Consider the following 21417-nt stretch of genomic DNA (forward strand, 5'->3'; position numbering starts at 1 on the left):
GCCTGGTTTTATATTTAGTGTTAACATGCTGATTTTTATCAGGATGTAACAATGAAATATAAAATAATAATTGCTTTTTCTATGTTAACGCTTTCGGGATGCTCCACATTTCCGATTCAAAGTTACTCACCGCAGGTTGAAAATATCAATGCGTTAAGTAACGTACAAACTAAGTTATCGGTCACGTATTTACCAGCCAGTTTTACTGACACTGGTGTAGTGCAATGTCGTGGAGCCGGTCCAGTTAAATTAATCAATGGTGATACTTTTACTAAGTATGTCGCAAGCTCTTTGGAGAGTGAGTTGATTGCAGGTAAAAAGTACCAAGTCTCCAGTCCTAAAGAGATCAAAGTAAGGCTTACTCGAGTTGACTTTGAAACTACCTTAGGAAATACCAATTGGTATATCGATGGGAAGTATACGTTGGGTGACTCTGTAGCATACGTCTCCACTATATATAATGACAAAAGCTCTTATATGGCGGATAAAGCGTGTCGAAATATGGGAGTATATTTTCCAAAGGCCGTAGCTATGCATCTCCAGCAGCTAATCGCGAGCCCTGAGTTCAATCGATTTGTCAGTGTATATAATCAAAACGAACATCAGCGTTTTGCCGAGAAACTGGAAATTCTCAATAAGGCTTTTCACAACGGTGTCATCACGGAACAAGAGTTTGAGGATAAAAGAGCGAAACTGATTTCCGATTTGTAGTCAAGAGACGGTTGAATGATAGAGCTGTACCATTTATTGCGGTTGATTAGTATTTTATGCCAATACTTGCGATAAATGGTACATCTATTCCGTCATTCGGCTGTTTTAAGTTAGCGTTGCTAAAGTGTCGGTATTGAAATCTAAGCTGGTATTTTTTTTCTTTATCCAGATAGATCCCGCCCCCCACTTGAGCTTGAAAGGCGAAATGCACTGCCTGTTCTCGTTCTCCAAATGTAGTAGTGGTTAGGTAACTAGGCCCCAGAGCTCTCACATGGAAGAACACCTCTTTGCTGCCCAGAGTCGAGCTCAATCGCAATTCCGGAAAAATAGAAAACGCTGTGAGCTGTTTACTTCCAGATGCACTGTTTGTCCTTAGATGGGTAATACTGGTACCGAGGCTCAATATTTGGCGCGAGCTGCGGTGGTAGTCGTATAGGATGGCATCAACAAAGGCGGCTTGATTGTGGTCATCAGTTCCAAACTGGGGGCCAGCGCCTAAGCCAAACAGGATCTCACCTGCTTGGCTTGTCGTAGAGAGGCAACAACTTAGGAGCAAAAACCGAGACAGACGATACATAGTAGTTCGCTCCTAGTTAGGGTTACGCTTTTACACAGTGGACAAGTGAGTGGCCTAAGCCAATCTTGTCTGTGACGGATACGATCTTTAGTCCAGCTTTTTCAATTAAAGGCAGGAAGTCATAACTCATATAGAAACGGCTATTGCCGTTTGCTATTGCGGTAAAATAAAGGCTGGTGGCATTAAGCGTATAGCTTGCAGACTCGTAATCTTGACGATCAGGGAACAGCTCTAATATGTATACCTCCGAATTTGACTTCATCGCTTCAACGACACGAGAAAGGATACTGACTACCTCTGCCTGACTAAAGCAATCTAAGAACTGACTCATCCAATAGATATCATGCTTCTCAGGTAGAGTCGCATTAATGTCCAGTAGGTTGGTAGGATGAGCAGAAACGCGGTTACTGTATCCTTGAACTTCAATGTTTTTGGTGGCGATGGCAAGCTGCTGTGGTAGGTCAACCATGGTCACTGAAATGTTTGGATTATACTCGCAACATTTTAGCGTCCATTTACCAGTGTTAGCACCAATATCACAAATGGATTTGCCTGATCGCGAAAAGACCGTTTCAAGGATGGTAGGAAAACTGCGATCAGAGTAGTAGTGGTCAAAGTCGAACCAGCTTTTTCTCTCTCGCTCGCGAAGGCTTGATAATCCTTCATAAACAGTTGGCCAGTTACCTAGTGTCTCTAGCCCAGCAGGGCGAGACTCTAAAATAGAAGTCGTTAACTCAGCCATGCCCTGATAGCAAATATCAGACACAAAATCCATATTAACTCGTGTCATCTCGTCGTGATTGACGAAATGACCGAGTTTAGTCAAAACGTAGTTGCCGCCTTGCAGAGTGACCAGTCCTACAGATAGACCCATATCTAACAGCACTTTAATACCGTAGTGGTCTGCGTCTACAAGTTGCTCGAGAGTTTCGACTGACGCGCCTTGTTTTCGGTACGTGGCTAGCGCATTGAGAATTCCAATATCACGTAAAGATTTTGCTGCTTGAAATGCAACGGGTGCAAATGCGAGTCGTTGTGCTTCTTCTTTGGCTTGAACCGCCGTGAGTGTATCGTTGCTATAAAATTCCATCTAGTGCTTTTTATTCATTAATAATTGAACTGCAGATATAGCCTATTTTAATTTTAAGGCTAGTGCAATAGAATGTATTTTACTTTGCCATGACATTGGTGTTGCAACACATTGTGCGTTAATGTTGTGTTAATGGCTTGTTTTAATTCGTTTTGTAATATTCACCGCTAACTAGATTGTTAATTTTTTAGACAACCGATTTGATTAGCTGTTCAAATCCCTTTACCGACATCTATATATTATATAGGATTATGGGTGTAATAATTTTAGCGTTTATGTAAGAAATGGATTTACAGATTAAGCTCGCTATGAGCCAAGGATTTACAGCGCGGTGTACGAGTTTGGATGACGTTTACATTCCATCGCAAGCACCGAATATCCCAAAGTCAATACTTCGACGAAGCAGCACCTTGACACGAGAGGTGTTGGCGCTAAGTGATTTTATTTTTGGTTCAGACATTGACTTCCTTGTGTTCGCTACCAAACATGGGGAACTGAATCGCACCCAGAAATTACTGCAAAGCTTGGCACATAATCAGGAACTATCTCCGACCCAGTTTGCTCAGTCTGTTCACAGTACTGCCGCCGGTCTTTTAACTATAGCTAACAGTCAAAACGTTTCATTTACAACAGTTTGTGCTAGCGATGACACGTTTGCAATGGCTATGGTCGAGGCGGTTTCTCACCTAGGTTCGTCGCCGGGCTCTACGGTGTGTTTGGTGTTAGCCGACGAATATCCGCCACCCGATCTGGAACCGTTCATAAACCGTGATGATGCCGGTGTTTTGGCTATGATGTTAACTGCCGGAACTGATTTTCGATTTAGCTTAACATCTATTAATAACAATACTAACTCGCAACAGACGCATTCAAACCAACAGCAATTGGTTGATTTTATCAGTAACGTCATAAGCAAACAGTCGGCAGATTTAATAGCGAATCGATTAAACATTTGTTTAGTGGCCTTATAATGAGTAAGTTGTCAGTTAGGCTTAGGCAGTTAGGTTTTGGGATATGCTTCACACTATTTGGATTTGGTGGATTAATTCTTTCCTATGTCATTTTTCCTCTAATATTTATCTGTGAGCGAAATAAGTTAGCTAGGCAAGACTTATGTCAATGGTGGATATCAGTGGCATTCCAAGGTTTTGTATGGTTCATGAATTTTGTCGGTGTACTCTCTATTGATGTGCATCATAAAGAGAGGTTTGTCACTAATAAAGGGGCGTTGGTTGTGGCGAACCACCCAACATTAATTGATGTGGTTATCATTATTGGACAATTACGCCAGTGTGATTGCATCGTAAAAGCCTCTTTGTGGAAAAACCCATTTATTCGACATGTTATTCAGATGGCGGGTTATATCCCTAATGACTCAGAAGATATTTTGGACATCTGTGAGAGTAAGATGTCGTCTGGACGTAAACTGCTTGTGTTCCCTGAGGGCACACGAACGACCCCAAATTCAGTAGTCAAATGCCAAAGAGGCGCTGCTCAACTTGCTATTCGTTGCAACACCGATATCCAACGAGTGTTGATCACTAGCAATCCAGCAACGCTTTACAAGGGGATCGCTTGGTACGATGTCCCGCAAATAAAGCCACAAATAGATGTAGTAATTTTGGAGTGTGAGTCGACACAAGCACTTGTCGACTGCTCACGCTCGACCCCAATTGCTGCACGACGATTAACTCGCTACTTTGAGGCTTCGCTTGAGCCAAGTCTCAAACCGGAACAAATGACGATAGAGGATTACGTTCTTGGAAACTTTACAAAATAAAATTAAGACACTCATTATCGATGCGCTAAACCTTGAAGATCTCTCTGTTGAAGATATTGATACTGATGAGCCATTGTTTGGTGATGAATCTGGTCTGAACCTCGATTCTATTGATGCGTTAGAGCTTGGCTTGGCGATTAAGCAAGAGTTTGGCATCGTCATCAACGGTGATGATCCTAAAGCGAAAGAGTACTTTCGTTCAGTTGCTAGTTTAGCGGCGTTGATCGAACAACAAAGTGTATCTGCGGAGGCCTAGTATGGACCAACAGAAAGTATTTGAGCTGATCAAAGACGCGATGGTAGAGCTGTTTGAGCTTGACCCAGCAGAGATCACCTTAGAAGCCAATATTGCTGATGATCTTGAGCTCGACAGCATTGATGCGGTCGATTTGATTGTTCACTTGCAACGTCAAACGGAAATCAAGATCAAGCCAGAAGAGTTTAAGTCTGTTCGTCAGGTAAAAGACATCGTCGACGTTGTGGTGAAGCTCGTCGCAACTGCGGACGCATAACGAGGCGTGTTAGTGAGCCTTATCAAGCCGCTGCTACTGCTCGCTACATTGGGTTATCCGTTCACGCTGTATTGGGCGATGTCGAATGGATATTTTCAGTTGGTAGCGGGCGTCATGTCGCTATTACTACTTTGTAAGCTGCTCACGCACTATGTCCAGGGCGAGCGAGAGATCAACCACTGGTTGCCTCCAGTACTGGGCCTCTCGGTGATGGTCCTTTCTCTGTTGAGTGAACAGGCATTGGGAATGCTGATCTATCCGGTGGTCATCAACGGGGCGTTGTTTACCACCTTTTACTCCTCGCTGAACTCGGGAGTTCCGGTCATCACTCGGCTTGCTCAATTGCGTGAGCCACTGGATCAAGCTGGTTTAGTGTATACGCGGAAACTAACCAAAATATGGAGCCTGTTTTTTCTCGTCAACGGCTCAGTGGCTGCGATTACCATAGGCATTAGCCATGAGGTGTGGATGCTCTATAACGGTTTTATTAGCTACTTACTCATTGGCGCGTTGGGTGGCGGTGAATGGATATATCGAAAAAGGAAATTAGGCTAGTCGCATGCTGTCCAAGCTACATCAATTATTAGAGTCTTCACAAGACCATTCAATATTGGCATTGTCCAGAACCAACAACAAAACTGTCCTAGATCTCAAAAGAGAGGTTGCAGCACTACTTCTACAATGTCGCTCGTTGCAGCAACAGCGTGTGGTTTTAGCCTTTAATAACCCATGGCTACACTTAGTGTCGATGCTTGCTTGCCAACAGGCAGGTAAAACGGTGGTTTTTCCGCATAATCTAGCACCGGCGACATTGTCTCAGTATCACCAGCATGCAGCGTTGATGTCAGACAATCACGAAGCCACGCCCGATTTGCTGGTGAGCTGGAGTGATACCACGCGACAAGTGGTTGACGTCAGGTTCCAGCCCATTGACGCGAAAAGTTGTCAGGTTGAGCTATACACATCTGGTTCCACTGGTACGCCGAAAAAAATCACCAAGCCTCTACTGGTCTTTGAGCGTGAGGCGGCGGTGCTGGAGCGAGAGTTTGGTCAGTGCCGAACAGTAACCAAGGTAGTCGGCAGCGTTTCACACATTCACATTTACGGGTTTCTGTTCTTGATGGTTTGGCCGCTGCTCTCTGGGCGTCCGTTTCACACCAGTATGGTAACTAACCCGGACACGGCGAACGCATTGTGTGACCAGCAAACAGGGTTTGTTACCAGTCCGGTGTTTATTGAACACTTAAATACGGCGGGCTCTGGGCTTTGTGCTGCAAAAGTATTCAGCTCTGGTGGACCACTTAGTTATACCGCGTCACAAGGTTTTCGAGCGCTCTCGGGCCTGTTGCCAATCGAGGTATTTGGTAGCTCGGAAACGGGCGGTATCGCTTGGCGGCAGGCCTGCGAGGCCGATAAGCCGTGGCAACTACTGCAAGGGCTCAGTTATTCGACATCACAAGGACAACTGATTGTCCGCTCGCCTTTTATTTTACCAGAGCAAGACTACGTTACCGACGATAGAGTTGTTGCCATAGACGAGCGAAGCTTTCGCTTGTTAGGACGCAGTGATCGCGTCGTTAAGATTGCCGAAAAAAGGATCTCTTTGACGGCCATCGAACGCTTGGCAGCAACGCTGCCAGAAGTTGCCCACGCGGTTGCCGTTACTATTGATACGGATACCCGCAAGGCCATTAACCTCGCTATCGTGTTGAGTGAAGTGGGCGTTGAACTCAATCACTCATTTAAGTCCGGTGATTGGTGGAGGCTCCTAAGACAACATCTGCTCAAAGAAACGGAATCTGTAGCGTTGCCACGCAAGGTGAGGGTCATTGAGCAGATCCCATACAACAACCAAGGCAAGATCAATATTCAGCAAATCGAGGAGTTATTTGTTTAACGATGGAAAGGCAATTACCCCAACTAGAACAGAGCCAACAGCACCAAGGTAGCTGGTCGTTAACCCTGTTTGTGCCCGCTAACCTGCGCTATTTTGAGGGACACTTCGAGCACTTTCCTATCTTGCCCGGCGTGTCTCAGCTTGATTGGGTGCTTCATTACGCCCAGTTGATGTACCAGCAAAGACTCGAGTTGGTTGGAATGGAAGCAATTAAGTATCAGAGTCCAGTGCCACCCAATACGCGGCTCACGCTAGAATTTTCCTTGGATGCTGCGACCAACAAGCTTAGCTTTTGTTACTTTGATTCAACCAAGACCTATTCTCGAGGTAAGGTAAAGCTGCGATGAAGAGTGCCATCCTTGTCCCTTGCTACAATCATGGTCCGGCGCTGATCAAGGTGATCGAATCGCTGGTCACGTTGCAGATGCCCATTGTTATTGTCAATGATGGCAGTGATCAGCAAACCACGGAGATCATCGATCGACTCGCTAGCGACAACCTGTTGGTGGACAAACTGCACCTGAACGTAAACTCAGGTAAGGGCGGCGCGGTGATGGCTGGGATCCGTCACTTGCATAAAGCAGGCTTTACCCATGCAGTGCAGGTTGATGCTGATGGCCAGCACGATTTAGAGGCGATCCCCAAGTTATTAAATGCAGCCAAGCAAGACCCTAACAAGCTGGTATCTGGGATGCCCGTTTATGGAGAGTCTGTTCCGAAGGCGCGCCTTTACGGACGTTATGCGACCCATATCTCGGTTTGGATTGAAACACTATCGCTGCAGATCAAAGATTCGATGATTGGCTTTCGAGTTTATCCATTGGATGAGTGTTGTTGTTTGTTTGATAGCACTAAGTTAGGTACGCGAATGGACTTCGATATCGAAGTCTTGGTGCGTCTTTACTGGCGCGGAGTGGACATAGCCTATGTGCCGGTACAGGTTCATTACCCAGAGGATGGACTCAGTCATTTCTCAGGGGTGAAAGATAACCTTCGTATCAGTTGGCTACACACGCGTTTGATTACCGGCATGCTGCCAAGAATTCCACAACTGTTACTGCGTAATCTAAGTCGTCATGTCCACTGGTCTAAGCGCAAAGAGAACGGCACTGTGTTGGGAATGAAGTTACTGTTTACGCTGTATCGATTGCTTGGTCGTGGTGCGTTTAATCTCCTTTTGCATCCTGTTATCGCTTACTACTACCTTGCCGACCACAAATCTCGTCGTGCTTCAAAACAGTTTCAGTTAGCGATAGCTGAGCGTAGTGAGAGCAAGGTGCACAGTAGCTATCGCCATCTGTACCATTTTGGCTCATCCATGCTAGACAAGCTCGCGGCTTGGATGGGGGGGTACGATGTCAATCAGATCTCGATCAATGATAGGGCGCTGCTCGATCAAGCTGCAAATCAGCAGCAGGGCTGCCTCATCATTGGCAGTCACCTTGGTAATCTAGAGGTATGTCGGGCCCTCAGTCGTCAGTATACCGGACTTAAAATGAATGCCATCGTGTTCACGCAACACGCTGAAAAGTTCAATGCAGTCATGGAATCTGTCAATGCAGATAGTGCCCTTAACCTAATACAGGTGACCGATCTAGGTCCAGACACTGCGGTACTGTTGAAGCAGAAGCTGGCGCAAGGCGAGTGGGTGGTCATCGTTGGCGACCGGACACCAGTGTCGCAGAACAGGCGAGTGGTGTGGAGTGACTTTTTAGGTCAGTCAGCCCCATTTCCTTTAGGCCCTTTTATTTTGGCATCAGTGCTAAAGCATCCCACTTATGTGATGTTTGGATTTAGTGACAAAGACGGCATTGATGTTCACCTTGAAGCATTGCCTCTCAAGCCTTTGAGTCGGCATAACCGAGAGCAGGATATTCAGCACAACGTTGATCTCTATGTATCGCGTTTGGAGCATTATGCGCTGCGTTACCCTTTGCAATGGTTTAATTTTTTTGATTTTTGGAAGTTAGATAATGAGTAGTTTAGAGACAGTGATGTTTGGCAGTCAACCTATCACTATTGAATGTATTAATGCCTTGTCACAGCGTAACGCGAAGCCAGCTATTTGTGGTACACCAGAGTATGTTGATGTCATCGAGCGTTCGGTTGCCTTCTTAGACCGATTGTTGAAAGAAGACGGCGAAATCTACGGTGTGACTACGGGTTATGGCGACAGCTGCACCGTCACCATTCCACAACATCTCGTTGAGTCTCTACCCCTGCAACTGACTCGATTTCACGGCTGTGGATTGGGTAACCATTTTAGTCAGGTCGAGTCGCGTGCGATTGTCGCGGCGCGTTTAGCGTCGCTGTCCATTGGTAAATCTGGCGTTTCAGGTGATCTACTCAAGGGCCTAGTTCATCTGCTTGAGCATGACATTATGCCTCTGATACCGGAGGAGGGCTCGGTGGGTGCTTCGGGAGATCTAACCCCGCTCTCTTATGTTGCCGCAGCGCTTATTGGTGAGCGTGACGTTGTTTATAAAGGTGAGCAGGTACCGGCAAAACAAGTGCTGCAAGCAACTGGGATGACACCAATTGTGTTGCGCCCGAAAGAGGGCCTAGCGCTGATGAACGGCACCGCTGTGATGACAGCCATTGCCTGCCTCAACTGGCAACGAGCCGATTACCTAGCGCAGATGGCAACGCGTATTACGGCCATGACGACGTTAGCGATGAAGGGCAATGCCTTTCACTATGACGAGCGTCTGCATGCGGTTAAGCCTCACCCTGGTCAGGTTAAATGCGCCAAAAGGTTGCGTGAGGACCTTGCTTCTGAGCGTCCACCACGTAACTCTGACCGTCTGCAAGATCGCTATTCACTGCGCTGCGCACCGCATGTTATTGGCGTGCTTGAGGACACGTTAACCTGGACCAGACAGCTGATTGAAACCGAGCTTAACTCTGCCAATGATAACCCAATCATCGATGGTGAAGATGAGACCGTGCTGCACGGTGGACATTTTTACGGTGGGCATATCGCCATGGCAATGGACAGTTTAAAAACCGCCGTGGCGAATGTGTCAGATCTGCTAGATCGACAATTGGCGCAGTTATGTGACTACAAGTTTAACAACGGTCTCCCATACAACCTAACGGGTGCTGACGAGGCTACCTTGCCAATCAGTCACGGTTTTAAAGCGGTGCAGATTGGTGTTTCGGCATGGACAGCAGAGGCGCTAAAAAACACTATGCCAGCCTCGGTGTTTTCGCGCTCAACTGAAAGTCACAACCAAGACAAAGTCAGTATGGGCACTATCGCGTCTCGTGATTGCCGACGTGTGATTGAACTGACCGAGCAAGTAACCGCAGCCTGCCTATTTGCGGCTACGCAAGGGGTCGAACTGCGTTTGAGCAGCAAAGAGTTGGAATCGGGTGAACTGAGCTCTGTGATTGCGACCACGATTGCTGAGGTGCGAGAGTTTTCTCCATTTTTAACTCACGATCGCCCGCTCGAAGCAGAACTGCGTGAGTGTGTAACCCGACTTAACGGTCGCTATTTTAAGGGGTATTAGATGATCAGCTCTAATGCGTTTGTCACTGTTGCCTTCCAAGACTGCGATCCGATGCAGGTAGTGTGGCATGGCAACTATTATCGCTATCTAGAAGAGGCACGCCGTGCTTTGCTCGATCGTATCGACTTCTCTTATGCGGACATGCAGCGTGCAGGTTATGCCTTTCCCATCGTTGACACGCGAATGAAATTTGTCTCTCCGAGTCAACATGCGCATAAGCTTGAGATCACCGCGACACTGACGGAGTGGGAAAATCGAGTCAAGATGGATTTTGTGGTGTTTAACCACACCACGGGAAAGGTAAGCATTAAAGCACACACCATTCAATGTGCGGTCTGTTTGACAACACAAGAGATGCTGTTTGCCTCACCGCAGTGCCTGTTAGACAAGGTCCAAGCATGCGTAAACTGATGCTAGGCGCGCTGGCGCTTGTTCTTGCTCTGCCAACATCAGCTGAGACAGTGGATCAGCTCGACGCCGTTCTATCCGCCTTGGGCGGAGAAACGGTACAAGTTGGCCACTATAAACAGCGTAAATCTATCAAAGGATTTAGCGAGCCACTGATGTCTGAGGGGACGTACCGCATTGAGCTAGAAAATGGTGTGGTATGGCAACAGCGAGTGCCGTTTGAAGACTTGCTGGTCATTAAAGCAGGAAAGTTGTATAGCGGCCAAGGTGACCAACTGGTGCTGCAGGATGTTCCCGCCAGTGTATCTTCGCTGATGGCTGAGGTGTTTACTGCAATGCTTGCGGGTGATAGACAAGCATTACAACGTAGCTTTGAGCTGTCCGTTATCGACAATCCTGAAGGTGTTAAATCGCCCGCTGGTTGGGGCATCGAGATGACCCCAATCTCGGCACCATTAAATGCGATTTTTTCACTTGTGGTGCTGCAAGGCACCGAGCAGGCGATTGAACAAATCACCATGTATGAGGTGACGGGTGACCATACGGTGGTAGAGCTACTACCAACCGCCACTAGCGACGCGCTGGCGTCTTGGTTACAGCGAGGCGGTCAGTAATGCGCCGCGCTTTGGTCCCTTGGTTATGGGCTGCCGTGCTAGGTGCCGCACTGCTGTTTAGTGGTGGTCGGTGGCTTGCCGGCGGTGCGGTGCAAACTAGTCTGTTTAGTATGTTTCCCTCAGAGACACAGACCGAAGCGCTCGATATCGCGCTGAAGCATGCCTCAAAAGCATTTGAGCATAGCCTACTGGTCGTGGTCGAGGGCCAGCAATTATCTCAGGTTAAGCAAGCGGCTCAGCAAATCACAGAGTTAACTGCAACTATCGATGACGTTACTGTGGTAGGGGCAGAGCAGCGATTTGAGTTTATCGAGACACTATTTCGCTATCGCCATCAGTTGCTTACTGAGGCCGATAGCCAGACGATAAGCAGCGGAAACAGCGATGCTTTGACCGCGTCTTCCCTTCGCCGCCTGTACTCTCCGGCGGGGATCAGTGGCCAAGCATTTGTCAACGATCCTTGGCAAACCTTTGAGCGTTACATGTTAGCGATTGTCGACCAGAATACCTTTCGCTATCAAGATGACCTTTTAATCGGCAATCAAGATCAAAAAGTTCAAGCACTGATGCAGTTAACGTTAGCCAGCAGTGCCTTTAGTAGTGACTCACTTGGGGCAATCGCAACGCTTAACGACATCCTTGCGTCGGTGTCCGAGCAGCATCAGGTCGTGGTTTATCGCACTGGAGCGGGGTTCTTTTCCGCTAGTGCAATGAATAAAGCTACCTCTGAGGTATCGATTATTGGTGGTGGAGCCTTGCTGCTGGTGGTAGTGGTCGTGATGTGGGTATTCGCCAATACCAAGCCCCTCGTTATGACGCTGTTATCCATTATTAGCGGGGTCATTTTCGGGCTTGCTGCCACGCTAGCATGGTTTGGGGAGATACATGTACTCGCCATTGTAATGGGAAGCAGCCTGATTGGCCTCTCCTTTGACTATTCGTTTCACTACCTAAGTTATCGCGCTTGCCATGACAGCTTGATGAATGGTCAGAGCGTAGTGACCAAGCTACGTACCGCCTTGTTGGCCGGTGTGGTGAGTTCATCAATAGCCTATAGTTTCCTATTATTTGCCAACCTGCCAGTGCTAAATCAGATGGCGGTTTTTTCGGTGTTTGGGCTGTTTGGCGCCTTGGCGACCGTGCTGTTCTGGTATCCATTTATGCGAGTGTGGAACACATCGCCACGACCACTTCGTGTAGCCTCTGGATTAATGAGGATCACTCAACGTCTATGTCATCCCAAGCGGGTATGGTGGGTAGCGCTGATCTATTGCGGCATTGCTGTGTACGCTTGGCACGCGGTTGAGACCAATGATGATGTGCGGATGCTGCAGTCGCCAGACCCAGCGCTGGTCAACGATGAACAGCGTATTAAGGCATTGACGCAAAGCTTCGGTGGCTCAGACTGGTTGATCGTTGTTGGTGAGAGTGCCGAGCGTGTGGCACAAAGCGAAGAGCAATTAACGCGCAAACTAGACCAGATGATCGATAACGGCCAGTTGCAAGGCTATGTTGCATCGAGTCAATGGATCCCATCGATCGCTAAGCAAACCAGTAACTGGAAACACTATCAACGATTAGTGGCAGAGCAAAGCCAAAAGTTAGCAAGTCTTGCGTCGCTAGATACAGCGCCGACAGTGAATCCATTTGAGCCTTTAACTGCCCACCAGCGCCTTACGGGTATCCCTGCGCTCTCTAGCCAGCTTGATGACGGTCGTCACTTCGCCTTAGTGCAGTTATCTGGCATGACCGGCGAGATTGACAGTCATATGCTTGACGAAGGACAGTTCTATATCAACTACGTGGATGATATTGGCGCGATGTTAGGTCACTACCGTGAGCGTGTTTCTCGATTGCTTATTGTGGCGATTGCTGCTGTCGTGGCAATCGTTGGGGTCTATTTTGGCTGGCGTGCTCTGCCTAGATTGATGGCCGCCCCTCTGCTCGCGGTCGTTATCGCTGCCGCATTGCCAGCGGCACTGGGACAGCCATTAACGCTGTTCCACGCACTGGGTCTATTTCTGATCTTTGGCATTGGCATCGACTACAGTCTATTCCTTCATTGCCATGGCGACTCTGAACATACGATATTGGCAGTGTTTGTCGCTGGGATAAGCTCATTGCTGTCATTTGGCTTGATGGCCCTTTCAAGTAACTACGCTATTGCCAGCTTTGGTCTCACGGTCGGTATAGGCATTTTGTCTAGCTGGCTCGTAGCAGCAATCGTGTTGTTAAATGCCAACAGCACCAAGCATGCCTATTCAAGGGAGCAAGCATGACACGAGCTGGGTTTATTAAGACATTGTTATGTATTGGTGTGATGTGGATATCGGGCTGTGGTTCACTCATGAGTTCCTCGAGTGTCTCCACACCTCAGGTTTTGTTGTCCCCTGAGTCTTATGGTGGAACGCTGTTCACCCAGCAATTGCTTACGGTGGATTATCAACAGCAGCAACACCGAGTTCGCACTCTATTACAGGTTGATGCCAATGAGGTAAAGCTGGCTGGGTTCTCAACGCTGTCAGTGCCACTGTTTACTGTGACATGGGACGGATCTGAGCTGAAAAGTGAGTCAATGCCGGGTTTAGATAAGGCATCGATACAACCGCGAAATGTTATGAGCGATATGATGCTGGCTGTTTGGCCAACACCAAGCCTAGCCCCGCTACTAGCAGCAAAGGAATGGCGCTTAGACAGCAGCGAAAATCGACGACAGTTTTATGACTCAGCCAATGATTTGGTGATGAGTATCGAGTATGACAATCATCACAGTGCTCATGGATCAATCTCTGTGAGTTATCCAGAGTATGGTGTGAGTTACCAATTGCAAACTCTTCAATGGAAGGTAGTGAGTGAATAAAAAGATATACATAGAAGATATTGCAGTCAGTTGCAGTTTAGGTTTTGAGCCCGAAGCACTGCTTGCCAATTTACGCGCAGGTGAAGCACCGGGCCTCATGGCTTGGGATAAACCGGTGTATTCCGGGAGAGAGGCGCACGTTGCAAGGGTTATCCATGACCTTCCAACAGCAAATGAAGCAGACTATGCCAACAACCGCAACAACCGGCTAGCGCACTTCTTGTGCCAGCGAATAGAAGCGGGGGTTGTTTCATTACATCAACGCTACGCTGCCGAGCGTATTGGCGTGGTGATTGGCTCCAGTACCTCTGGGATTGAAACGACAGAATCCTTTACAGAGCAGCAGGCAGAAACGGGTGAAATGCCGCTGACTTATGACTATCAGCATCAAGATATGGGTGATGTTTCTCAGGTGGTGGCGAAGCTCATCGGAGCGAAAGGGCCTGTTTACACCGTGTCGACAGCATGCACTTCATCTGCGCGTGCGATGATCAGTGCCAGTAAACTTATCCAAAGTGGCATTTGTGATGCGGTGGTATGCGGTGGTGTTGACACGCTTTGCCAGCTTACTGTGAACGGTTTCGACTCGCTGGAGCAGGTGTCGGCTGAGCCTTGTCGTCCGTTTGATCAGCAGCGCAACGGAATTAATGTAGGCGAAGGTGGTGCGCTGCTCATTGTGACAAAAGACAAAAGTGATGTGCAACTTAGCGGCTTTGGTGAGTCTGCAGATGCTCACCATCTATCAAGTCCGATGCCTTGCGGCAGCGGGGCCTATCAAGCGATGCAGATGGCACTGACAAAAGCGGCAGTAAAGCCAAGGGATGTGGGCTACATCAATGCTCATGGCACATCAACTCAGCAAAACGACGCCATGGAGAGTACAGCGATTCATAAGCTTTTTGGTACAGAGGTTGCTGTGAGTTCTACTAAAGCCTTAACAGGCCATTGTTTAGGTGCTGCTGGCGCCGTTGAGGCTGCGATCTGCACGCTGTTGTTACGTGCTAACAATGAGCCGATTCCGAAACAGTGGCCTTTGCAACGTAAGACAGATCCTGCTTTAGCAGACATCCACCTTGTACAAGATACCCAGATTGAACCGCTAAACCATGTGATGTCTAACTCGTTTGCTTTTGGCGGTAACAATGCATCAATAGTATTAAGCGCAGTAGGTCAATGCGATGAGTAACAAATTATACCCAGATATTGCGGCACTGTTGCCGCATAACGCTCCACTGATCTTGCTCGATAATGTGGTAGAGCACAGTGCGAAGCACATTTGCTGTGAGGTGACGATCACTCCAGACAGTTTTCTTTATGAGCCTCAATATAGCAGTGTGCCAGCACAGGTCGGCATTGAGTACATGGCGCAAACCATCGCTGCATTGGGTGGAATCGAAGCCAGCGATGAAGGGCAGAAACCACCGATTGGCTTTTTGCTCGGAGCGAGGCGTTATCAACACCAAGGTGGCCCCTTTGCTGAGGGTATGACTTACCTAATCACAGCAAATGAACTGGTGAGAGATGACAACATGGCTGTCTATCAATGTGACATTGTCGATGTTAACGGCAACGTGATGAGCACAGGGCAGGTGAACACCGTGGTCGCGAGTGATGAAATGCTCGCCGAACTATCGAAAAAGAATTAAAAGAGAGAACGGATACGATGAAAAATGTGCTAGTAACGGGGGCCAGTAAAGGCATCGGACAAGCGATTGCGGTAAAGCTGGCAGAAGAGGGCTATTGCGTCACTGTCCACTATGGTCGAGATCGTGCTGGAGCCGAGCAGACGGCGCAAACGATCGAGGCATTGGGTGGTCACTGCCGATTGGTTCAGTTTGATATCAGCGATAGAGAAGCCTGCAAGCAGGAGATTGAAGCACAAATCGAGCAATATGGCGGCTATTACGGTGTTGTTAACAATGCCGGGATGTCGAGAGACAATGCATTCCCATCGATGACCAGTGAAGAGTGGCAAGGGGTGGTACATACCAACCTAGATGGATTTTACAACGTGATCCACCCATTGATTATGCCGATGATTGCCTTGAAGCAGGGGCGAATCATCACGCTTTCATCACTTAGCGGTCAGATTGGCAATAGAGGACAAGTTAACTACTCAGCTGCAAAGGCGGGGATTATAGGCGCAACGAAAGCATTGGCACTCGAGCTCAGCAATAAACGCCGTCAAATCACTGTCAACTGTATCGCACCTGGTCTCATTGATACCGGCATGGTAGAGCCTCACGTCGTTGATCGAGTTATGCCTCAAATACCGGTTCAACGAATGGGCAAGCCCGAGGAAGTGGCTGAATTGGCAGCATTTTTAATGTCAGACAAAGCAGCATACATTAATCGTCAGGTTATCGGAGTCAACGGAGGGCTTTACTAATGACAAATAGAGTAGTGGTAACGGGCATGGCAGGGGTCACCGCGCTAGGTGAGACTCTCGACACCGTCTGGTCAAACCTGAAACAGTACAAAAATGCAGTAGTGACGATGGATGAATGGGACAAATATGATGGATTACAAACCCGTCTCGCAGCGCCTATTCAAAACTTCGAGTTACCAAAGCATTACACCAGAAAGAAAATTCGTTCAATGGGGAGAGTATCGTTACTTTCCACCAGAGCATCTGAGTATGCACTGCAACAGTCGGGTCTCCTTGATGAGTCAGCGTTGACAGACGGCTCAACGGGTATCGCCTTCGGCTCATCTACCGGCAGTACTGGACCAGTGTCCGCCTTTGCTACCATGTTGCTCGATCACAGCACCCGTAATATCAACGCCAATACGTATGTGGCGATGATGCCACATACTACCGCAGTGAATACTGGACTGTTCTTTGGATTGCGTGGACGCGTTATTCCGACATCATCGGCATGCACATCGGGCTCTCAAGGAATTGGCTATGCCTATGAAGCGATAAAGTATGGCATGCAAAAGGCGATGGTAGCGGGGGGAGCGGAAGAGCTCTGCCCGACTGAAGCGGCGGTATTTGATACCTTGTTCGCGACCAGTCAATATAACTCACAACCAGAGTTAAGCCCTCGTCCGTATGATAGCGACCGCGACGGCTTGGTGATTGGTGAGGGTGCTGGCGCTTTAGTGCTAGAAGAATATGAACATGCCATGGCTCGCGGTGCAAAGCCCATTGCTGAGTTGGTTGGCTTTGCCTCGAATTGTGATGCTGCTCATGTGACTCAACCGCGTGCCGAAACGATGCAGATTTGTATGGAAATGGCGCTGCAGGACGCCAACCTAACCGCTGATCAAATTGGCTACGTCAATGGTCATGGTACCGCAACAGAATTAGGGGATATTGCCGAAACCCAAGCAACCTATAATGTGTTTGGTTCCCGTATGCCTATTTCGAGCTTGAAAAGCTACTTTGGTCACACATTAGGAGCATGTGGTGCTATTGAGGCTTGGCTTACTATTAATATGATGCGTGAGAAGTGGTTTGCTCCGACGCTAAATTTGGAATCAATAGATAGCAGATGTGGTGACTTAGATTACATTAAAGGTAAGGGTCGTGAGATATCATGTGAGTACGTGATGACCAACAACTTTGCCTTTGGTGGTATTAATACGTCAATGATATTTAAAATGATTTAGACAGCTAACAAAGCAGCCGCAAAAGAACAGTGAATATCGCGGCTGCAATAACGCATCAATTGATACCTCGCCATGGAGGGCATGATGAATAGTTTCAAATATTGGCTTGCTTGTTTATCCTTAATATTCACAATAAGCGCTACTGCGGAAGATATTTCTGCTGCAGTCGACTTGACTACATTATTTCCAGAACAGTCAGTTAAGCGCTGCGACAACTCGAAACAGCCGCTGAATATCAATAGAGAGCAGCCTTTAGTGCTTATCGTGCACGGTTGTTTTGCTTCAGCGGGGCAATTTAAGGCGCTTGCAGGTGTATATGAACACTTAGACCAACAGGTTGCTTGCTTTGAATATGATGACCGAGATAGCCTGGAGCGGGTTTCAGGCGAACTAGCGCAAAGTATCAATAAACTTAACACAGTTGTTGGTGGCGAAAAATTAACTATTATAGGGCATAGCCAAGGTGGTCTAATTTCGCGTCGGGCGGTGACGGCAGATCGTCAGGATGGAAAAACCGTTACTCACGCTGATTTAGAGTTAGTTACCGTGTCCGCCCCCTTTAATGGTATTGAAGCATCATCACACTGTGGTATTAACTGGTTGCGAATAGCGACACTTGGAATTATTGATGGTATTTGTTATTTGGTAACAGGTGAGAAATATTTACAGATTCCGCCGCAAACAGACTTTATTAATTATCCCGGTGACTTAGCACCGGAGGTTTCTCGACATCTAATAATCAAAACTGACGAATCTGGCACTTGTCGTTCAAATAGTTCATCAGGCGAATGCACGCAAGATGACTATGTTTTCTCACTTAATGAGCAGAGTCAATTATCTGTTGATAACATGAGGCGAAGTGAGTCTACTACGGTTGCCGCAGGACATGCGGAAATTGTTGGTAATGAAGTCGAGGTACCATGGAAACTTATCGAAACGCTACAGCAGTTTGAAGTAATGGCACGCCCGAACCAGGCGGAGTTGGAGCAATTTTATGTTGTGGTGCAAAATATTTATAACAACTACTTGTAATAATAAAAGAGGTAACAATGAAAATCATGAACCTAATAAAACTGGTATTACTGGCGCTTATAGCGTTTGCTCCAATGGCACATGCAGCAAAAGTAATTCCTGTTACAGGACAACCATTGCATTCATCATTTAGTTTTGATGAAGCGAAATCGCTTTTTGCGAAAGCTGGTGCAAAGCGTGGTTGGGTCGTGAAGCAAGCTGAAGATGAGAGCAAGCTCATTGCCGATATTTGGGTAAGAAAACACTATGTATCGGTTCTTATTACCCTCCATAAAGATACTTACGATATCGACTATCGTGATAGCGAGAATATGAAGTACAAACCCGACGGCACGATTCACAGAAAATACAACGGCTGGGTGAAAAACTTAAACAGCGATATTCAACGTACGTTGTTAGCCGCAAACTGATTGAGTAGGGATAAGAATGAAGAATAAAATCACAACGACAGTAGCGATAGCAAGCGCCCTTTTATGCAGCTCTGCAATGGCTAGGGATGATGTCGGCAGTTATGACATAAAGAATGCGCTGAGTTCTCCAGACGCAATAGCAAAACTGGGTGGTAGCGTGAAGTTTTACTTTGGTGACCAAGACTACGGAAAGGTAGTTCATGATTTTGGCACATTTAAAACTAACAAAAAAACCAATGCATTTAACAAGTCAGACAAAGAAGCTTGTGAGTGGGTGTTTTTATCAGCCATGATTACGCTGCAAGAACGCGCGCTCAAAGAAGGTGCAAATGCGGTGGTGGATATTAAGTCGAACTACAAGAACAACCTCACATCAAGCCAAGAAACATTTCAATGTGGTGCGGGTACTTTTGTTGCTGGTGTTGCTTTAACAGGCAAAGTGGTCTCACTAAAATAGGATGGCTCTTCAGCTTATATAAACTTTAGGGGAGCCGAGAGGCTTCCCCTTTTTTAATACCCAACAAAGAGATTAATCTATGAGAAGGAACTACGTAGTATTCGTGTTCACTTTACTGTTAACTGCGTGCTCGGCGCCAAGATACAGTGTCGCCCCAATCGAGCCGTCGGAACAGAGTGATAGGGTTACGATTATTAGAGATGACGCAACCCGAGACATCTTTTTAGACTCAATGCAGGAGTGGTGTTTGGATACTGCTCATAAATGCAAAGTCGTGAGTGATGGAACACCACCGGAAGACAATGAGCTTACCTTAACGTATGTATCGCGCTGGAGCTGGGATTTTAAGACATTTATCGCAGACGCCAAAGTGAATGCCTATAAAGACCGTAAAAAGGTTGGTGAGGTTGAGTTCGTCGCCCCAAATAATACTAATCCCAAGAAATGGGGTAACGATAGTAAACGTATTATGATGATGCTAGATTTGCTGTTTGGGCTTGAATCAGTAACTGATGCTCAACAGAAAATAGCATCTGGGCAGATGTAGTTATTGTGTTGGAAGTACAGTTATTTTATGTCTGTAAGTTTTTGTAATTTATAAGTGTAATTGTGTTCCGTGAGATTCAAAAAAGAAAAAAGGGAAGCCGAAGCTTCCCTAAACGTGCGACTGACTCACACTTAACCAAGAGAAGAACACAACCATCTCCTCTCGATATTCTTATCAGTCTTACTGCTCCAAAAAACTGATCCAAGGGCTAACCGTTGGATGTAGCTGCTTTGAGCTTGCGGCCTTTTTCATTGAGTTGAGCGCGAGTTTGGGCTGCTTCATCTCAAAGTGTGCCATGCCTTTTATGTATTGCAGCTCTGCTACTTCATCCTTAGTCGCGTTGGGTGCATAAGTCTTAGTGTATTCAGAGGCTACTTTATACTGCTTGTCTTGCAGCATTAGGCGAGCAATACGGATTTGACTCGTGGCCGTTGGGCCCATCTCGTACGCTTGTTGGTAGGCCAAAATCGCTTGGTCTACTTCTTGCGCTTGATGGTAGAAAGACGCTAGCTTTTCAACATGCTTTTGCGTTGTCTCTATATTTCCTTGTTCCATAGCGAGCTTAAGTGTTTTCGCTGCACGGTAGGGTATGCCCTGATAAGCCATAAAGTTTACAAGTCTTAAGTACTCCTTTTCACTTTCCAGTAGGTTGAGCTCATACGCGGCTTCTAGAGCTGCTAGCGAGTTTCGATCCTGGTTCATTTCCATGTAAATCCCAGAAAGCTGCATCCAATAACGCTTCTTCTGTGGATATTTGGAAGTGAGTGTCTTGAGTACACCTGCCGTGCTCTTGTACTGCTTTAGCTCATAGTGCGAAGCGAGCAGCAACAGGTACCAAGACTCACTCGGCTCTTTGGTCATCGAAATGGCTTTTTTGGTCGGTGTAATGGCGTTTTTGTAATCGCCCATTTGCACGTATGCGCTTGCCAATGTGATGTACGCATGAGCGTTAGGTTTGTCTTCCGTGGTTTCCGCCACCTTAAACCAAGCCTTCATGGTATTGACCGATTTTTGGTATTGCTCCTCGGCGAGATAGAGCTGAGCCAAACTGTAGCGAACCTGCTGCGCGACTGGCACGGGGAGGGCATTGACCTCCAGTGCTTTTGCAAAATAGTTCGCCGCTTGTTTATAGTCCTCTCGAAGTGAATACAAAAAACCCATTTGCTGCAGTAACACTGCTCGGTCGTACTTTTTCTTCTTGGTTGATTCAATAGCGCTTTCTAGCTTTTCTATCGCGTACGCGTATTTCTCTTCGGCAATCCACTTTTGCACCTTGTTTACTGTGCGAAAGGTCTTGTCCGAAAGCTGTGGTGGATCCTGAGCGATAGCTGGGCTGTTTAAACAGCCCGCTATAAGCAACACAGAAGCCAATTTTTTGAACGTATTCATGTT

Annotated in this window: 25 protein-coding genes; 22 read left to right on the plus strand and 3 right to left on the minus strand. The window is 47.1% G+C overall.

The genetic code is table 11. The annotated features are described in order from the left end of the window. Positions 1–51: 51 nt before the first annotated feature. Positions 52–711, plus strand: coding sequence for an SHOCT domain-containing protein (locus AAA946_RS18080; RefSeq protein ID WP_338166174.1), 660 nt, complete (start codon positions 52–54; stop codon positions 709–711). 46 nt (positions 712–757) lie between these two features. Here the strand turns inward: AAA946_RS18080 and AAA946_RS18085 are convergent, their stop codons facing one another. Both AAA946_RS18085 and AAA946_RS18090 read right to left on the minus strand, forming a co-directional pair. Further along, the gene (locus AAA946_RS18085) at positions 758–1288 is read right to left on the minus strand and encodes an acyloxyacyl hydrolase (protein WP_338166175.1); all 531 of its coding nucleotides are present in this window, start codon (positions 1286–1288) and stop codon (positions 758–760) included. 22 nt (positions 1289–1310) lie between these two features. After that, positions 1311–2378 carry a methyltransferase gene (locus AAA946_RS18090; protein ID WP_338166176.1) on the minus strand — a complete coding sequence of 356 codons (1068 nt, stop codon included), beginning with the start codon at positions 2376–2378 and terminating at the stop codon, positions 1311–1313. A 284-nt stretch (positions 2379–2662) separates the two neighbouring features. Here AAA946_RS18090 and AAA946_RS18095 point away from each other — a divergent pair, with 284 nt between their 5' ends. The 21 genes from AAA946_RS18095 to AAA946_RS18195 all read left to right on the plus strand — a co-directional run bounded on the left by AAA946_RS18095 (position 2663) and on the right by AAA946_RS18195 (position 20025). Continuing rightward, positions 2663–3349 carry a beta-ketoacyl synthase chain length factor gene (locus AAA946_RS18095; protein ID WP_338166177.1) on the plus strand — a complete coding sequence of 229 codons (687 nt, stop codon included), beginning with the start codon at positions 2663–2665 and terminating at the stop codon, positions 3347–3349. 161 nt (positions 3350–3510) lie between these two features. Further along, positions 3511–4158 (plus strand): lysophospholipid acyltransferase family protein, encoded by a 648-nt coding sequence (locus tag AAA946_RS18100; RefSeq protein ID WP_338166178.1) that lies wholly within the window; start codon positions 3511–3513, stop codon positions 4156–4158. Next, positions 4139–4414 carry a phosphopantetheine-binding protein gene (locus AAA946_RS18105; protein ID WP_338166179.1) on the plus strand — a complete coding sequence of 92 codons (276 nt, stop codon included), beginning with the start codon at positions 4139–4141 and terminating at the stop codon, positions 4412–4414. The genes AAA946_RS18100 and AAA946_RS18105 overlap by 20 nt, the downstream gene beginning before the upstream one ends. 1 nt (position 4415) lies before the next feature. Then, a complete protein-coding gene (locus AAA946_RS18110) occupies positions 4416–4670 on the plus strand; it encodes an acyl carrier protein (RefSeq protein WP_338166180.1) in 255 nt (84 codons plus the stop codon). Between the two features lie 12 nt (positions 4671–4682). After that, complete coding sequence (locus tag AAA946_RS18115; protein ID WP_338166181.1) at positions 4683–5225, plus strand: hypothetical protein; 543 nt, start codon at positions 4683–4685, stop codon at positions 5223–5225. Positions 5226–5229: 4 nt separating this feature from the next. Beyond that, positions 5230–6567, plus strand: a complete 1338-nt coding sequence (locus AAA946_RS18120) for an AMP-binding protein (RefSeq protein ID WP_338166182.1) — start codon at positions 5230–5232, stop codon at positions 6565–6567. Between the two features lie 2 nt (positions 6568–6569). Next, positions 6570–6914 carry an ApeI family dehydratase gene (locus AAA946_RS18125; RefSeq protein ID WP_338166183.1) on the plus strand — a complete coding sequence of 115 codons (345 nt, stop codon included), beginning with the start codon at positions 6570–6572 and terminating at the stop codon, positions 6912–6914. Next, positions 6911–8548, plus strand: coding sequence for a glycosyltransferase family 2 protein (locus tag AAA946_RS18130; RefSeq protein ID WP_338166184.1), 1638 nt, complete (start codon positions 6911–6913; stop codon positions 8546–8548). Before AAA946_RS18125 ends, AAA946_RS18130 begins: the two co-directional genes overlap by 4 nt. After that, positions 8541–10082: an HAL/PAL/TAL family ammonia-lyase gene (locus AAA946_RS18135; RefSeq protein WP_338166185.1), complete on the plus strand. Its 1542-nt coding sequence runs from the start codon at positions 8541–8543 to the stop codon at positions 10080–10082. The genes AAA946_RS18130 and AAA946_RS18135 overlap by 8 nt, the downstream gene beginning before the upstream one ends. Further along, complete coding sequence (locus AAA946_RS18140; RefSeq protein ID WP_338166186.1) at positions 10083–10493, plus strand: acyl-CoA thioesterase; 411 nt, start codon at positions 10083–10085, stop codon at positions 10491–10493. Then, the gene (locus AAA946_RS18145) at positions 10481–11104 is read left to right on the plus strand and encodes a LolA family protein (RefSeq protein WP_338166187.1); all 624 of its coding nucleotides are present in this window, start codon (positions 10481–10483) and stop codon (positions 11102–11104) included. Before AAA946_RS18140 ends, AAA946_RS18145 begins: the two co-directional genes overlap by 13 nt. Further along, complete coding sequence (locus AAA946_RS18150) at positions 11104–13383, plus strand: MMPL family transporter (protein ID WP_338166188.1); 2280 nt, start codon at positions 11104–11106, stop codon at positions 13381–13383. Before AAA946_RS18145 ends, AAA946_RS18150 begins: the two co-directional genes overlap by 1 nt. Next, positions 13380–13964, plus strand: a complete 585-nt coding sequence (locus AAA946_RS18155; RefSeq protein ID WP_338166189.1) for a DUF3261 domain-containing protein — start codon at positions 13380–13382, stop codon at positions 13962–13964. The genes AAA946_RS18150 and AAA946_RS18155 overlap by 4 nt, the downstream gene beginning before the upstream one ends. Continuing rightward, complete coding sequence (locus tag AAA946_RS18160) at positions 13957–15150, plus strand: beta-ketoacyl-ACP synthase (protein WP_338166190.1); 1194 nt, start codon at positions 13957–13959, stop codon at positions 15148–15150. The genes AAA946_RS18155 and AAA946_RS18160 overlap by 8 nt, the downstream gene beginning before the upstream one ends. After that, positions 15143–15610: an ApeP family dehydratase gene (locus tag AAA946_RS18165; protein WP_338166191.1), complete on the plus strand. Its 468-nt coding sequence runs from the start codon at positions 15143–15145 to the stop codon at positions 15608–15610. Before AAA946_RS18160 ends, AAA946_RS18165 begins: the two co-directional genes overlap by 8 nt. A 17-nt stretch (positions 15611–15627) precedes the next feature. Beyond that, positions 15628–16353, plus strand: coding sequence for a 3-oxoacyl-ACP reductase FabG (fabG, locus tag AAA946_RS18170; protein ID WP_338166192.1), 726 nt, complete (start codon positions 15628–15630; stop codon positions 16351–16353). Next, positions 16353–17579 carry a beta-ketoacyl-ACP synthase gene (locus AAA946_RS18175; RefSeq protein WP_338166193.1) on the plus strand — a complete coding sequence of 409 codons (1227 nt, stop codon included), beginning with the start codon at positions 16353–16355 and terminating at the stop codon, positions 17577–17579. The genes fabG and AAA946_RS18175 overlap by 1 nt, the downstream gene beginning before the upstream one ends. Positions 17580–17663: 84 nt before the next feature. Then, positions 17664–18611: an esterase/lipase family protein gene (locus AAA946_RS18180; RefSeq protein WP_338166194.1), complete on the plus strand. Its 948-nt coding sequence runs from the start codon at positions 17664–17666 to the stop codon at positions 18609–18611. Between the two features lie 17 nt (positions 18612–18628). Further along, positions 18629–19021: a hypothetical protein gene (locus AAA946_RS18185; RefSeq protein WP_338166195.1), complete on the plus strand. Its 393-nt coding sequence runs from the start codon at positions 18629–18631 to the stop codon at positions 19019–19021. 16 nt (positions 19022–19037) lie between these two features. After that, entirely contained in the window at positions 19038–19478 is a 441-nt protein-coding gene (locus AAA946_RS18190; protein WP_338166196.1) for an excinuclease, read from the plus strand. Between the two features lie 79 nt (positions 19479–19557). Next, positions 19558–20025: an Sbal_3080 family lipoprotein gene (locus AAA946_RS18195; protein ID WP_338166197.1), complete on the plus strand. Its 468-nt coding sequence runs from the start codon at positions 19558–19560 to the stop codon at positions 20023–20025. A gap of 180 nt (positions 20026–20205) precedes the next feature. Here AAA946_RS18195 and AAA946_RS18200 read toward each other — a convergent pair whose 3' ends face one another. Beyond that, on the minus strand, positions 20206–21414 hold the full coding sequence (locus tag AAA946_RS18200; RefSeq protein ID WP_338166198.1) for a hypothetical protein: 1209 nt from the start codon (positions 21412–21414) through the stop codon (positions 20206–20208). Between the last annotated feature and the right edge of the window lie 3 nt (positions 21415–21417).

Source organism: Vibrio sp. 10N, assembly GCF_036245475.1.
In the GTDB taxonomy this organism is placed as follows: domain Bacteria; phylum Pseudomonadota; class Gammaproteobacteria; order Enterobacterales; family Vibrionaceae; genus Vibrio.